The organism is Streptomyces sp. A0592 (assembly GCF_004795115.1).
In the GTDB taxonomy this organism is placed as follows: Bacteria; Actinomycetota; Actinomycetes; order Streptomycetales; family Streptomycetaceae; genus Streptomyces; species Streptomyces erythrochromogenes.
The window spans coordinates 88,902-102,552 of sequence record NZ_SSBM01000015.1 but is presented as its reverse complement, the minus strand read 5'-3'; the positions used below and the strand labels follow the sequence as shown (position 1 = coordinate 102,552).

Annotated in this window: 12 protein-coding genes; 11 read left to right on the top strand and 1 reads right to left on the bottom strand. The window is 72.0% G+C overall.

All coding sequences use genetic code 11. From position 1 onward, the window contains the following. The first annotated feature begins 329 nt into the window (after positions 1-329). From E6U81_RS21970 to ffh, 5 genes are all read left to right on the top strand, one after another. Positions 330-1,793 carry a hypothetical protein gene (locus E6U81_RS21970; protein ID WP_136231811.1) on the top strand — a complete coding sequence of 488 codons (1,464 nt, stop codon included), beginning with the start codon at positions 330-332 and terminating at the stop codon, positions 1,791-1,793. 356 nt (positions 1,794-2,149) lie between these two features. After that, the gene (locus E6U81_RS21965; RefSeq protein WP_136231810.1) at positions 2,150-3,493 is read left to right on the top strand and encodes an ammonium transporter; all 1,344 of its coding nucleotides are present in this window, start codon (positions 2,150-2,152) and stop codon (positions 3,491-3,493) included. Beyond that, positions 3,490-3,828 carry a P-II family nitrogen regulator gene (locus E6U81_RS21960; protein WP_030844530.1) on the top strand — a complete coding sequence of 113 codons (339 nt, stop codon included), beginning with the start codon at positions 3,490-3,492 and terminating at the stop codon, positions 3,826-3,828. Before E6U81_RS21965 ends, E6U81_RS21960 begins: the two co-directional genes overlap by 4 nt. Before the next feature lie 99 nt (positions 3,829-3,927). Beyond that, entirely contained in the window at positions 3,928-6,354 is a 2,427-nt protein-coding gene (locus tag E6U81_RS21955) for a [protein-PII] uridylyltransferase (protein ID WP_136231809.1), read from the top strand. Positions 6,355-6,488: 134 nt separating this feature from the next. Further along, on the top strand, positions 6,489-8,060 hold the full coding sequence (gene ffh / locus E6U81_RS21950; protein WP_136231808.1) for a signal recognition particle protein: 1,572 nt from the start codon (positions 6,489-6,491) through the stop codon (positions 8,058-8,060). Positions 8,061-8,151: 91 nt separating this feature from the next. Here ffh and E6U81_RS21945 read toward each other — a convergent pair whose 3' ends face one another. Beyond that, the gene (locus E6U81_RS21945; RefSeq protein ID WP_136231807.1) at positions 8,152-8,841 is read right to left on the bottom strand and encodes a methyltransferase type 11; all 690 of its coding nucleotides are present in this window, start codon (positions 8,839-8,841) and stop codon (positions 8,152-8,154) included. Positions 8,842-8,972: 131 nt separating this feature from the next. Between E6U81_RS21945 and proS the strand changes: the two genes are divergently transcribed. From proS to trmD, 6 genes are all read left to right on the top strand, one after another. Then, positions 8,973-10,385, top strand: a complete 1,413-nt coding sequence (proS, locus tag E6U81_RS21940) for a proline--tRNA ligase (protein WP_136231806.1) — start codon at positions 8,973-8,975, stop codon at positions 10,383-10,385. A gap of 210 nt (positions 10,386-10,595) precedes the next feature. Beyond that, a complete protein-coding gene (locus E6U81_RS21935; protein ID WP_031148710.1) occupies positions 10,596-11,192 on the top strand; it encodes a hypothetical protein in 597 nt (198 codons plus the stop codon). Positions 11,193-11,428: 236 nt separating this feature from the next. Then, on the top strand, positions 11,429-11,866 hold the full coding sequence (gene rpsP / locus E6U81_RS21930; RefSeq protein ID WP_030031059.1) for a 30S ribosomal protein S16: 438 nt from the start codon (positions 11,429-11,431) through the stop codon (positions 11,864-11,866). Between the two features lie 2 nt (positions 11,867-11,868). Beyond that, entirely contained in the window at positions 11,869-12,108 is a 240-nt protein-coding gene (locus E6U81_RS21925; RefSeq protein WP_030011889.1) for an RNA-binding protein, read from the top strand. 83 nt (positions 12,109-12,191) lie between these two features. Then, positions 12,192-12,758 (top strand): ribosome maturation factor RimM, encoded by a 567-nt coding sequence (rimM, locus tag E6U81_RS21920; protein ID WP_136231805.1) that lies wholly within the window; start codon positions 12,192-12,194, stop codon positions 12,756-12,758. Beyond that, positions 12,758-13,579: a tRNA (guanosine(37)-N1)-methyltransferase TrmD gene (trmD, locus tag E6U81_RS21915; protein WP_136231804.1), complete on the top strand. Its 822-nt coding sequence runs from the start codon at positions 12,758-12,760 to the stop codon at positions 13,577-13,579. The genes rimM and trmD overlap by 1 nt, the downstream gene beginning before the upstream one ends. Positions 13,580-13,651 lie beyond the last annotated feature (72 nt).

The window sequence follows — 13,651 nt, the reverse complement described above, 5'->3', positions numbered from 1 at the left end:
CTCCTCGCCGCGCGCGCCCCGAGCGCACTCCAGTCCAACCGGTCCGTTTCACCTTCGTGTCAAGTGAATCGCGCCTGGCCGGTGGCGAGTTCATTCGAAGGGGTGGCGAATGGTGGCGTTTCTGGAAACGACCTCGCCGCAGGGGTGATCGTAGGATTACTTTCGGTACACGAACCCTGAGGCGGGCCCGTGCGTGGGTATGCCGGAGGCAATGCGTGAAGGACCTGTGAAGGTCCGTGGTGACGCTCGGCGTCCCGGCCAGGGTTTCGTAAGGAAGAGGCTGAGCGGATGGGGGCGTTCCAGTGAGCGGCAATGGCGCAAGCGGAACGATGGACGATGCTGCTGCGCGCAACGACCAGCTGACGTCGTGGTTCGTCCGCAGCGGCTGGTCGAAGGGCGAGCTCGCCCGGCAGGTCAACCGCAGGGCCCGGCAGATGGGCGCCCACCACATCAGCACGGACACCTCCCGGGTGCGCCGCTGGCTGGACGGCGAACAGCCCCGCGAGCCCGTTCCGCGCATCCTGTCCGAGCTGTTCTCCGAGCGCTTCGGCTCCGTCGTCGCCATCGAACAGCTGGGCCTGCGCACCGCCCACCAGACCCCCTCCGTCTCCGGGGTCGACCTGCCCTGGGCCGGCCCGCAGACCGTCGAACTGCTCGGCGAGTTCTCCCGCAGCGACCTGATGCTGGCCCGCCGCGGCTTCCTCGGGACCTCCCTCGCGCTCTCCGCCGGCCCCGCCCTCATCGAGCCCATGCAGCGCTGGCTCGTCCCGGCCCCGGCCGCCGACCCGGGACCGCGCGGAGCGGGGCCGACGGGGGCCCTCGGCGGCCACCGCCCGCCCCGGCTCTCCGAACCGGAGCTCGACCTCCTCGACGCCACCACCGTCATGTTCCGCCAGTGGGACGCCCAGTGCGGCGGCGGCCTGCGCCGCAAGGCCGTCGTGGGGCAGCTCCACGAGGTCACCGACCTGCTCCAGGAGAACCACCCCGCCCCGGTCATGAAACGGCTCTTCAAGGTCGCCGCGGAGCTGGCCGAGCTGGCCGGCTGGATGAGCTACGACATCGGCCTGCACCCCACCGCGCAGAAGTACTTCGTCCTCGGGCTGCACGCCGCCAAGGAGGCCGGGGACAAGCCGCTCGGCTCGTACATCCTCTCCGGGATGAGCCGGCAGATGATCCACCTGGGCCGGCCCGAGGACGCACTCGAACTCATCCACCTCGCGCAGTACGGCAGCCGCGACTGCGCCGGCCCGCGCACCCAGGCCATGCTGTATGCGATGGAGGCCCGTGCCTACGCCAACATGGGCCAGCCCAGCCGCTGCAAGCGGGCCGTGCGGATGGCCGAGGACACCTTCGGCGACGTCGGCTTCGCGGGCGAGCCGGAACCCGACTGGATCCGCTTCTTCTCCGAGGCCGAGCTGAACGGCGAGAACTCCCACTCGTACCGGGACCTGGCCTACGTCGCCGGGCGCAGCCCCATGTACGCCTCCCTCGCCGAGCCCGTCATGGAACGGGCCGTCGAGCTCTTCGAGAAGGACCAGGAGCACCAGCGCTCCTACGCCCTCAACCTCATCGGCATGGCCACCGTCCACCTGCTCCAGCGCGAGCCCGAGCAGGCCGCCACCCTCGTCGACCGGGCCCTCGACGTGGCGGGAAAGGTGCGCTCCGAACGGGTGAACACGCGCCTGCGCAAGACCGTCGACAGCGCCGCCCGTGAATACGGCGACGTCGCCGAGGTGGTCCGGCTCACCGACCACCTCGCCTCACGGCTCCCCGAAGCCGCGGAGGCCGTCTGACGGCCCCGGCGGCCACCCCCAGGCTCCGGCCGCGGCAGTCACCCCGTGAAGCCCGATCAGGCTCCCCCAGCCAGGACGTCCGGGTCACTGCCGCGGCCGGTCACCCCTTTGCGCCCGAACCGGCGCCGCTCCCGCGGAGGGCGTCGCCCGCCGTCGTGGTCGCCCCCGTGAGGGTTGCCCTGTTCATCGCTGCGTAACAGCACGGACCTCTTCGTCACGGCCGCGAAACATCGGGCGGCGCCGCCGGAAACCGGCCTGCGCGAATCTCATGGCCAATAACCGGCCAGTTCCTTCTGCCGCCGCTCAGGTTTTCACGATCGCCCGCACGCGAACGTACCGACGACGAGGAGACGCCGATGGCATCAGCCATCACGACCCTCGCTGCAGACGCCCCGACGCTGTCTGCCGCGAACACCGGGTTCATGCTCATCTGCTCCGCCCTGGTCATGCTGATGACCCCGGGACTCGCCTTCTTCTACGGAGGCATGGTCCGCGTCAAGAGCAGCCTCAACATGCTGATGATGAGCTTCATCAGCCTCGGGATCGTCACGATCCTCTGGGTCCTCTACGGCTTCAGCCTCGCCTTCGGCACCGACTCCGGCTCCCTCATCGGCTGGAACTCCGACTACGTGGGCCTCAGCGGTATCGGCATCACCGAGCTCTGGGACGGCTACACCATCCCGGTCTACGTCTTCGCCGTCTTCCAGCTGATGTTCGCCGTCATCACCCCGGCACTGATCAGCGGCGCCCTCGCCGACCGCGTGAAGTTCAGCGCCTGGATCCTCTTCACCGCGCTCTGGGTCACCGTCGTCTACTTCCCCGTCGCCCACTGGGTGTGGGGCGCCGGCGGCTGGCTCTTCGAGATGGGCGTCATCGACTTCGCCGGCGGCACCGCCGTCCACATCAACGCGGGCGCCGCAGCCCTCGGCGTGATCCTGGTCATCGGCAAGCGCGTCGGCTTCAAGAAGGACCCGATGCGCCCGCACAGCCTCCCCCTCGTGATGCTGGGCGCCGGTCTCCTCTGGTTCGGCTGGTTCGGATTCAACGCGGGCTCCTGGCTCGGCAACGACGACGGCGTCGGCGCGGTCATGTTCGTCAACACCCAGGTCGCCACCGCAGCCGCCATGCTGGCCTGGCTCGCCTACGAGAAGCTGCGCCACGGCTCCTTCACCACCCTCGGCGCCGCCTCCGGCGCGGTCGCCGGCCTCGTCGCCATCACCCCCGCGGGCGGCGCCGTCAGCCCGCTCGGCGCGATCGCCGTCGGCGCGATCGCCGGTGTGCTGTGCGCCATGGCGGTGGGCCTCAAGTACAGGTTCGGCTACGACGACTCCCTCGACGTCGTCGGCGTCCACCTCGTCGGCGGTGTCGCCGGCTCCCTGCTCGTCGGCCTCTTCGCCACCGGCGGGGTCCAGTCCGACGTCGCCGGCCTCTTCTACGGCGGCGGCCTGGAGCAGCTCGGCAAGCAGGCCGTCGGAGTCTTCTCGGTCCTCGCCTACTCTCTGGTGGCATCCGCGGTGCTCGCCTTCCTCCTCGACAAGACCATCGGGATGCGGGTCTCCGAGGACGACGAGGTCGCCGGCATCGACCAGATCGAACACGCCGAGACCGCATACGACTTCAGCGGAGCCGGTGGCGGAGCCGCCGCGCGGAGCACCGCCGCCCCCACCCCCTCCGCCGCGAGCAAGAAGGTTGACGCATGAAGCTGATCACCGCGATCGTCAAGCCGCACAAGCTGGACGAGATCAAGGAAGCACTCCAGGCCTTCGGAGTGCAGGGCCTCACGGTCAGCGAGGCCAGCGGCTACGGCCGCCAGCGCGGCCACACCGAGGTCTACCGGGGCGCCGAGTACCAGGTCGACCTCGTCCCCAAGATCCGCATCGAGGTGCTGGTCGAGGACTCCGACGCCGAAGAGCTCATCCGGGTCGTCGTCAGCGCGGCGTCCACCGGCAAGATCGGCGACGGCAAGGTGTGGAGCGTCCCCGTGGACTCTGTCGTCCGGGTCCGCACCGGCGAGCGCGGCGCGGACGCGCTGTAGGGCCTGTCCGGTCCGACGACAACGCGGCGAGCGTGCGCGCCAGGGCACGCGAGCCCGGCCTGATCGACTGAACAGGTCCTGACCGACGGGAGCTCCCGGGTGACGAGCGTCGAAGACACCACCGACCACACGGCCGACTCGGGAGCCGGCGGATACGCCGCGGCCCGGCTGCGGCTCCTCCAGGAGGAGTCGCGGTCCGGGCCCTCGCGGCGTTCCGCCCTGGCCGGCCTGACCGACGAATGGCTGAACGCCCTGTTCACCACCGCCGCACGGGAGACGGGCGTCCGCGGTGCCACCCTCGTGGCCGTCGGCGGCTACGGCAGGGCCGAGCTCTCCCCCCGCAGCGACCTCGACCTCCTGCTGCTGCACGACGGCAGGGCCGAGCCCCGGGCGCTCGGCGCGCTGGCCGACCGCCTCTGGTACCCGGTCTGGGACCTCGGCATCGCCCTCGACCACTCCGTACGCACCCCCGGCGAGGCCCGCCGGACGGCCTCCGAGGACCTGAAGGCCCACCTGGGCCTGCTGGACGCCCGGACGGTCGCGGGCGACGCCGGACTCCTCGCCGGCCTGCGGACCTCCGTACTGGCCGACTGGCGCAACCAGGCGCCGAAACGGCTCCCGGAGCTGCACTCCCTGTGCCGCGAGCGGGCCGAGCGGGCCGGGGAACTCCGCTTCCTGCTCGAACCCGACCTCAAGGAGGCCCGCGGCGGCCTCCGGGACGCCACCGCACTGCGGGCGGTCGCCGCCTCCTGGCTGGCGGACGCCCCGCGCGAGGGCCTCGCCGAGGCCCGGCGGCGGCTCCTGGACGCGCGGGACGCCCTGCACCTGGTCACCGGCCGGGCCACCGACCGGCTCTCGCTCCAGGAACAGGACCAGGTCGCCGCCCAGCTCGGACTGCTCGACGCCGACGCCCTGCTGCGCGAGGTCTACGAGGCCGCGCGCGTGGTCGCGTACGCCGGCGACGTGACCTGGCGGGAAGTCGGACGGGTCCTGCGGGCCCGTGCCGCCCGGCCGCGGCTGCGCGGGCTGCTGGGCGGCCGCGGCGCCCCCGCCGCCGCCCGGGCCCCCCTCGCCGAAGGCGTCGTCGAGTCCGACGGGGAGGCGGTCCTGGCGCTGGCCGCCCGCCCGGACCGCGACGCCGTACTGGCCCTGCGGATGGCCGCGGCCGCCGCGCAGGCAGGGCTGCCCGTGTCCCCGCACGCCGTACGCCGGCTCGCGCAGCAGGGGAAGGCGCTGCCGGTGCCCTGGCCGGCCGAGGCCCGGGAACAGCTGCTCACGCTCCTGGGCGCGGGGGAGCCGACCGTGGCCGTCTGGGAGGCCATGGAGGCGGAAGGGCTCATCACCCGGCTGCTCCCCGACTGGGAGCGGGTGCGCTGCCGCCCGCAGCGCAACCCCGTCCACACCTGGACGGTGGACCGGCACCTGATCGAGACGGCCGTACGGGCCGCGGCCCTCACCCGCCGGGTGGGCCGCCCCGACCTGCTGCTGATGGCCGCGCTCCTGCACGACATCGGCAAGGGCTGGCCCGGCGACCACTCGGTGGCCGGGGAGACCATCGCCCGCGACGTCGCCGCCCGCGTGGGCTTCGACGCCCCGGACATCGCCGTGCTGGGCACGCTCGTACGGCACCACCTGCTGCTGATCGACACCGCGACCCGGCGCGACCTGGACGACCCGGCCACCGTCCGCTCGGTCGCCGAGGCCGTCGGGTCGGTGGGCACGCTGGAGATACTGCACGCCCTGACCGGGGCGGACGCCCTGGCCACCGGGCCGGCCGCGTGGAGCGCCTGGCGCGGCTCGCTCGTGGCGGACCTCGTCGCGCGCGTCGCCGCCGTGCTGCGCGGCGCGGCCCCCGCCGAGCGGGAACCGGAGATCCCCGGCGCCGAGCAGGAACGCCTGGCGGTCGAAGCCCTGCGCACCCGCGAGCCGGTGCTGGCGCTGCACGCCCGCCAGGAGGAGGACGCGGTCGGCGTGGAACTCGTGGTGGCGGTACCCGACCAGCCGGGGGTCCTCCCCGCCGCGGCCGGGGTGCTGGCCCTGCACCGGCTCACCGTACGGGCCGCGGACCTGCGCTCCGTGGAGCTCCCGGACCGCCTCGGCGAGGTCCTGGTGCTGCGGTGGCGGGTCGCGGCCGAGTACGGGGCACTGCCCGAGGCCGCCCGGCTGCGCACCGACCTGGTGCGCGCCCTGGACGGCTCGCTGGACGTCCCGGCGAAGCTGGCCGACCGCGAGGCGGCCTACCCCCGCCGGCGCGGGGTCGTCCCGCCACCGCCCCGGGTCACGGTCGTCCCCGACGTCTCCTCGCTGGCCACCGTGCTGGAGGTGCGGGCGCCCGACGCCGTCGGCCTGCTGCACCGGATCGGCCGGGCCCTGGAGTCGGCGGGCGTCAGGGTGCGCAGCGCCCATGTCTCCACGCTGGGCGCCAACGCGGTGGACACGCTGTACGTGACCACCCCCGAGGGCAAGCCGCTGGATCCCGCGGCGGCGACCGCCCTGGCGGCCTCGGTGGCGGCCGCGCTGTCGTGACGCGGAGGGGGTCCGGACAACCGCCCGGACCCCCGCCCTCCGAGGGAAACCCGCCCGCCGGGCCGGACGGACGGCGCGGGCGGATACCCTGGGGGACGACCACACCGCCCCCGACCCGAGGAATCGCGACCACCGTGTTCGATACGCTCTCCGACCGCTTGGCGAATACCTTCAAGGGCCTGCGCGGCAAAGGCCGGCTGTCCGAGGCTGACATCGACGCAGCGGCCCGGGAAATCCGTATCGCCCTCCTCGAGGCCGACGTCGCCCTCCCGGTCGTCCGCTCCTTCATCGCGAACGTCAAGGAACGCGCGCGCGGCGAAGAGGTCAGCAAGGCCCTGAACCCGGGCCAGCAGGTCCTGAAGATCGTCAACGACGAGCTCGTCACCATCCTGGGCGGCGAGACCCGACGACTGCGCTTCGCCAAGACCGCCCCCACCGTGATCATGCTCGCCGGCCTCCAGGGTGCCGGTAAGACCACCCTCGCCGGAAAGCTCGGCCTCTGGCTGAAGGGGCAGGGCCACACCCCGCTCCTCGTCGCGTGCGACCTCCAGCGCCCGAACGCCGTCAACCAGCTCTCCGTCGTCGCCGACCGCGCGGGCGTGGCCTTCTACGGCCCCCAGCCGGGCAACGGCGTCGGCGACCCGGTCCAGGTCGCGAAGGACTCCGTCGAGTACGCGCGCACCAAGCAGTTCGACATCGTCATCGTCGACACCGCCGGCCGCCTCGGCATCGACGCCGAGCTGATGCAGCAGGCCGCGGACATCCGCGACGCCGTCAGCCCGGACGAGATCCTCTTCGTCGTCGACGCCATGATCGGCCAGGACGCGGTCAACACCGCCGAGGCCTTCCGCGACGGCGTCGGCTTCGACGGCGTGGTGCTCTCCAAGCTCGACGGCGACGCCCGCGGCGGTGCCGCGCTCTCCATCGCGCACGTCACCGGCAAGCAGATCATGTTCGCCTCGAACGGCGAGAAGCTCGACGAGTTCGACGCGTTCCACCCCGACCGCATGGCGGGCCGGATCCTCGACATGGGTGACATGCTCACCCTCATCGAGCAGGCCGAGAAGACCTTCTCGCAGGCCGAGGCCGAGAAGATGGCGGCCAAGCTCGCCAAGGGCCCCAAGGAGTTCACGCTCGACGACTTCCTGGCCCAGATGGAGCAGGTCCGCAAGATGGGCTCCATCTCCAAGCTGCTCGGCATGCTGCCCGGCATGGGGCAGATCAAGGACCAGATCAACAACATCGACGAGCGCGACGTCGACCGCACCGCGGCGATCATCAAGTCGATGACCCCGGCCGAGCGCCAGGACCCGACGATCATCAACGGCTCGCGCCGCGCCCGTATCGCCAAGGGCTCCGGCACCGAGGTCAGCGCCGTCAAGGCGCTGGTCGAGAGGTTCTTCGACGCCCGCAAGATGATGTCGCGCATGGCCCAGGGCGGCGGCATGCCCGGCATGCCGGGCATCCCCGGGATGGGCGGCGGCCCCGGCCGGCAGAAGAAGCAGGTCAAGCAGGCCAAGGGCAAGCGCAAGAGCGGCAACCCGATGAAGCGCAAGCAGGAGGAGGCCGCCGCCGCGGCCCGCCGCGAGCAGGGACCGCAGGAGATCGACCCGGCGGCCGCGTCCAACCCGTTCGGCCTTCCCACCGGCGGCCAGGACGGTCAGGACTTCGACCTTCCGGACGAGTTCAAGAAGTTCATGAAGTAGCAGGCGGACCGTCACGACGAAGGGCCCCGACCGGGCAGGGGCAGCAGCCCGCACGGTCGGGGCCCTTCGTCGCGCCGTCACACGGCGGCGGTTACGCCACCCGGGCGATGACGTACCGGAAGATGTTCGGCAGCCACACGGCGCCGTCGGATCGCTCGAAGGGGTGAAGCGCCTCGGCGAGCTCCTTCTCGGCGAGAGCGGCATCGGACGCGCCGTCGTACAGCCCGGTCGACAGCAGCCCGCGCACCGCGCTGTCCACGTCCGCGTAGCCGAAGGGGCAGAACACCCGCCCCGACCCGTCCGGCCGCAGACCGGCCCGCTCCACGACCGCGTCCAGGTCCCCGGGCGCCGGCCCGCCGCCCAGCACCGAGGGCACCGTGCAGCGCTCGGCGGGACCCCAGTCGGCCAGCACCACGGCGCCGCCGCGTCTGACGGCCGGCAGGGCCGACGCCAGGGCCTCCGGAGCGGGGGAGAAGGCCAGCAGGGCGTCGTAGGGGCGGGGCGCCGAGGATGCCGACGGCGGCGCCGCCGCCTGCACCTCCAGCAACCGCTCACGGGCCAGCGCCCGCCGGGCCGGATCCGCCTCCACGCCCGTGGCCACGGCTCCCCTCGCGGCCGCCAGCAGCAGGGGCAGGCCGGCCCCGCAGCCGAGGCCCAGCAGCCGGTCACCCGGCCCGACCTCCAGCCGGTCGTAGACCGCCTCGTACAGCGGTACCAGCATCCGTTCCTGGATCTCCGCCCAGTCCCGGGCGACAAGCGTCGCGGTCGGCGTCGGTGTCATCGAAAGAGCGCTCCTGATTCCGTCTCGCCCCCCAGCCCCCGTTGCCAGAGAACTCCCCATTCGCCCCCGCGTCCAGAGGAGCGCGGCACCCGATTCACGCATCCTGTGCCGGGCGCCGTACGATTCGCGGCATGGCAAAGGCACCCGTTCTCACCCCGCAGGCGGAGGATTTCCCCCGCTGGTACCAGGATCTGATCAACAAGGCCGAGCTGGCCGACAACGGTCCGGTCCGCGGCACCATGGTCATCCGACCGTACGGCTACGGCCTGTGGGAGCGGATGCAGCAGGAGATGGACGCCCGCATCAAGGAGCAGGGCGCCCAGAACGCGTACTTCCCCCTCTTCATCCCGCAGTCCTACCTGACGAAGGAAGCCGAGCACGTCGAGGGCTTCGCCCCCGAGCTCGCGGTCGTCACGCACGGCGGTGGCAAGGAGCTGGAGGAGCCGGTCGTCGTCCGGCCCACGTCCGAGACGATCATCAACGACTACTTCTCCAAGTGGGTCCAGAGCTACCGGGACCTGCCCCTGCTGATCAACCAGTGGGCCAACGTGGTCCGCTGGGAGATGCGCCCCCGCGTCTTCCTGCGCACGAGCGAGTTCCTCTGGCAGGAGGGCCACACGGCCCACGCCACCTACGAGGACGCCCGCGAGTACGCCGCCCGCATCCACCGCGACGTCTACGGCGACTTCATGACGAACGTGCTCGGCATCGACGTCGTGCTCGGCCGCAAGACCGCCAAGGAGCGCTTCGCCGGCGCCATCAACACCCTCACCCTCGAGGGCATGATGGGCGACGGCAAGGCCCTGCAGATGGGCACCAGCCACGAGCTCGGCACCAACTTCGCCAAGGCCTTCAACACCCAGTACCTGTCGAAGGAAGGCAAGCAGGAGCTCGTCTGGCAGACCTCGTGGGGCGTCTCGACCCGCATGGTCGGCGGCCTGATCATGTCCCACGGCGACGACAACGGCCTGCGCGTCCCGCCGCGCCTTGCCCACGTCCAGGTCGTCGTCATGGCGATCAAGGGCGATGAGGCCGTGGCCAAGGTCCGCGAGCTGGGCGACCGGCTGAAGGCCGCCGGCATCCGCGTGCAGGTCGACGACCGCGTCGACACCCCCTTCGGCCGCCGCGCCGTGGACTGGGAGCTCAAGGGCGTACCGGTGCGCATCGAGATCGGCCCCCGCGACCTGGAGGCCGGCACCGCGATGCTGGCCCGCCGGATCCCGGGCGGGAAGACCCCGGTGCAGATCGACGCACTCGTCGACCTGCTGCCCAAGGTGCTGGACGAGGACCAGGCGCAGCTGCTGCGCGAGTCCCGCGAGCGCCGCGAGGCCCGTACGTCCGACGTCGCGACCATCGAGGAGGCCGCCGAGGCCGCCGTCGCCGGAGGCTGGGCGCGGATCCCGTGGGCCGACCTCGGTCCGGAGGGCGAGGCGAAGCTGGCCGAGCAGGCCGTTTCCGTGCGCTGCCTGGTGGCGGCGGACGGGTCCGTTCCGGACGCCGACGACGCTCCCGGTACCCTCGCGATCGTGGCGCGCTCGTACTGATCTCGCCGCCGAAGGCTTCCGGGCCCCGGCGTGCGGCTGGTGCCGCGCGCCGGGGTCGGCGCTTTTTGGTCGACGTTACGTACCGACTCCTCCTGAGTTCGGCGCACCCGTCCTCGTCGGGACGCATGAGGCTGAACTGACTGGTACGTGCAAAAAATTTGGAATGGCCCGGAATCGGAACACCCGGGCACCTCGGCTCGTTGTCACGACGTGAGCACGACACCACCTGTTCTCGCCGCAGAGCTGGCGCAGGCGTGGGCCGACATTCAGCGGTACCACCCCGAGCTGCCTGACCTTGCCGCGCCCGAGTCCCTGATCGGAGAGTCCTCGTCCGCCTGCGGCGCGGAGCTCTCCTTCGAGCGACTGCTGCACGAGGCAGTCCACGGCATCGCGGCCGCCCGCGGTGTCCGCGACACCTCGCGCGCAGGCCGCTACCACAACCGCAGATTCCTCGCGATCGCCGAGGAGATGGGGCTGGACCACTCCGACGAGCCGCACGCCAGCAGCGGCTTCTCGCTGGTCACCCTCAATCCCGAGGCGAAGCGGCGCTACCGCCCCACCATGGAGCGGCTGCAGCGTGCGCTGAAGGCGCACACGGCCGCCACCGCCGCCGACACCAAGCGCAGCTTCCGCGGGCCGGCCGCCCGGCACGGCTCCTCGGGCGGCGGCGTCCGCGTCAAGGCGGTCTGCGACTGCGGGCGCAACGTACGGGTCGTCCCCTCCGTGCTCGCCCAGGCGCCGATCGTGTGCGGGGGCTGCATGAAGCCCTTCCGCATCCCCGAAGTCGCCATCGCGGCGGCCTCCTGACGCTGCGGGCGGCCGGCGCGCGGCGCCGGGCGTGACGTGCGGGCTCGTCCGACCGGAGTGATCCTCCCCGTCGGCCGAGCGCGCCGCAGGCGTATGGCACAATGGCTAGCTGTACTCGACAGTCGCATAGGACCCCTCTCTCCTCCGGCTGACGCGTCCATCGGGCACCCGAGTACCGCAACCCCACGTGGCATCTCATGTGCCCAACCACGTCAAGTTCAGGAGACACCACTCCAGTGGCAGTCAAGATCAAGCTCAAGCGCCTCGGTAAGATCCGCTCTCCCCACTACCGCATCGTCGTCGCCGACGCCCGCACCCGTCGGGACGGCCGCGCGATCGAGGAGATCGGCATCTACCAGCCGACCTACAACCCCTCGCGCATCGAGGTCAACGGCGAGCGCGCCCAGTACTGGCTCTCCGTCGGCGCCCAGCCGACCGAGGCCGTTCTCGCCATCCTGAAGCTCACCGGTGACTGGCAGGCGCACAAGGGCCTCCCGGCCCCCGCGCCGCTGCTGCAGCCGGCCACGAAGGAAGACAAGCGTCGCTCCTTCGACGAGTTCGCCAAGGCCCTCGAGGGCATCGGCGAGGGCAAGGGCGAGGCCATCACGCAGAAGAAGAAGGCCGACAAGAAGGCGGACGAGGCTGAGGCCGCCGCCGAGTCGACCGAGGCCTGAGCATGCTCGAGGAGGCTCTTGAGCACCTCGTAAAGGGCATTGTGGACAACCCCGACGAAGTGCAGGTCGCCTCGCGCAACCTGCGCCGCGGGCAGGTGCTCGAGGTCCGGGTCCACCCCGACGACCTCGGCAAGGTGATCGGCCGCAACGGCCGCACCGCACGTGCTCTGCGTACCGTCGTGGGCGCCATCGGCGGCCGGGGGATCCGCGTCGACCTCGTCGACGTGGACCAGGTCCGCTGAGCAGTTGAATCACCGGCACGGGCCGGGGAGGGCATACGTGCCCGCCCCGGCCCGTCGTCGTCTGAACAGGAGAGGCACAGACAGTGGAGCTGGTAGTCGCGCGGATCGGCCGCGCCCACGGCATCAAGGGTGAGGTCACCGTCGAGGTGCGCACGGACGAGCCGGAACTGCGGCTCAGCCCCGGCGCCGTGCTGCGCACCGAACCGGCTTCGGCGGGCCCGCTGACCATCGAGACGGGCCGAGTGCACAGCGGCCGGCTGATGCTGCGCTTCGCCGGCGTCAAGGACCGCACCGCCGCGGAGGGACTCCGCAACATCCTCCTCATCGCCGACGTGGACCCGGCGGAGCTGCCGGAGGAGGAGGACGAGTACTACGACCACCAGCTGATGGACCTGGACGTGGTGCTCGAGGACGGCACCGAGATCGGCCGGATCACCGAGATCTCCCACCTGCCCTCGCAGGACCTCTTCATCGTCGAGCGCCCCGACGGCACCGAGGTGATGATCCCCTTCGTCGAGGAGATCGTCGCCGAGATCGACCTGGAGGAGCAGCGCTGCGTCATCACCCCGCCGCCCGGGCTGATCGACGACCGCGCCGAGGTCGCCTCCGCCCGCGACGCCGAGGCGGCGAGCTCCGAGGGCGACGCCTGATGCGGCTCGACGTCGTCACGATCTTCCCCGAGTACCTGGAGCCGCTGAACGTCTCGCTCGTCGGCAAGGCGCGCGCCCGCGGCCAGCTCGACGTGCACGTCCACGACCTGCGGGACTGGACCCACGACCGGCACAACACCGTCGACGACACCCCGTACGGCGGCGGCCCCGGCATGGTCATGAAGACCGAGCCGTGGGGCGAGGCGCTGGACGAGGCGCTGGCCGACGGCTACGAGGCGGGTGCGCACGGCCCCGTCATGGTGGTTCCCACGCCCAGCGGCCGCCCGTTCACCCAGGAGCTGGCCGTCGAGCTCTCCGAGCGGCCGTGGCTGATCTTCACGCCCGCACGCTACGAGGGCATCGACCGCCGCGTCATGGACGAGTACGCCACGCGCATGCCGGTGTACGAGGTCTCCATCGGCGACTACGTCCTGGCCGGCGGCGAGGCGGCCGTCCTGGTCGTCACCGAGGCCGTGGCGCGGCTGCTGCCCGGGGTGCTCGGCAACGCCGAGTCGCACCGGGACGACTCCTTCGCGCCCGGCGAGATGGCGAACCTGCTGGAGGGGCCCGTCTACACCAAGCCGCCCGTGTGGCGCGGCCGGGACATCCCCGACGTGCTGCTCAGCGGCCACCACGGCAAGATCGCCCGGTGGCGCCGGGACGAGGCCTTCCGCCGGACCGCGACCAACCGCCCCGACCTGATCGAGCGTTGTGCGGCCGAAGCCTTCGACAAGAAGGACCGCGAGATGCTCTCGATCCTGGGCTGGCAGCCGTCGCCGGACGGTCGATTTTGGCGCAGGCCGCAGGCCGTGGAAGAATAGGCGGCTGCTGTGTGCTCGCCGGACGCCCCTGCCACAGGGGGACCGTCGGCCGCCGAGTGGCACGGCTCCCGA

Excerpts from the sequence above, each read along its gene's own strand:
- E6U81_RS21970 (WP_136231811.1), top strand. The coding sequence starts at position 330 with ATGGACGATGCTGCTGCGCGCAACGACCAGCTGACGTCGTGGTTCGTC.
- E6U81_RS21965 (WP_136231810.1), top strand. The coding sequence starts at position 2,150 with ATGGCATCAGCCATCACGACCCTCGCTGCAGACGCCCCGACGCTGTCT.
- E6U81_RS21960 (WP_030844530.1), top strand. The coding sequence starts at position 3,490 with ATGAAGCTGATCACCGCGATCGTCAAGCCGCACAAGCTGGACGAGATC.
- E6U81_RS21945 (WP_136231807.1), bottom strand. The coding sequence starts at position 8,841 with ATGACACCGACGCCGACCGCGACGCTTGTCGCCCGGGACTGGGCGGAG.
- proS (WP_136231806.1), top strand. The coding sequence starts at position 8,973 with ATGGCAAAGGCACCCGTTCTCACCCCGCAGGCGGAGGATTTCCCCCGC.
- E6U81_RS21925 (WP_030011889.1), top strand. The coding sequence starts at position 11,869 with ATGCTCGAGGAGGCTCTTGAGCACCTCGTAAAGGGCATTGTGGACAAC.
- trmD (WP_136231804.1), top strand. The coding sequence starts at position 12,758 with ATGCGGCTCGACGTCGTCACGATCTTCCCCGAGTACCTGGAGCCGCTG.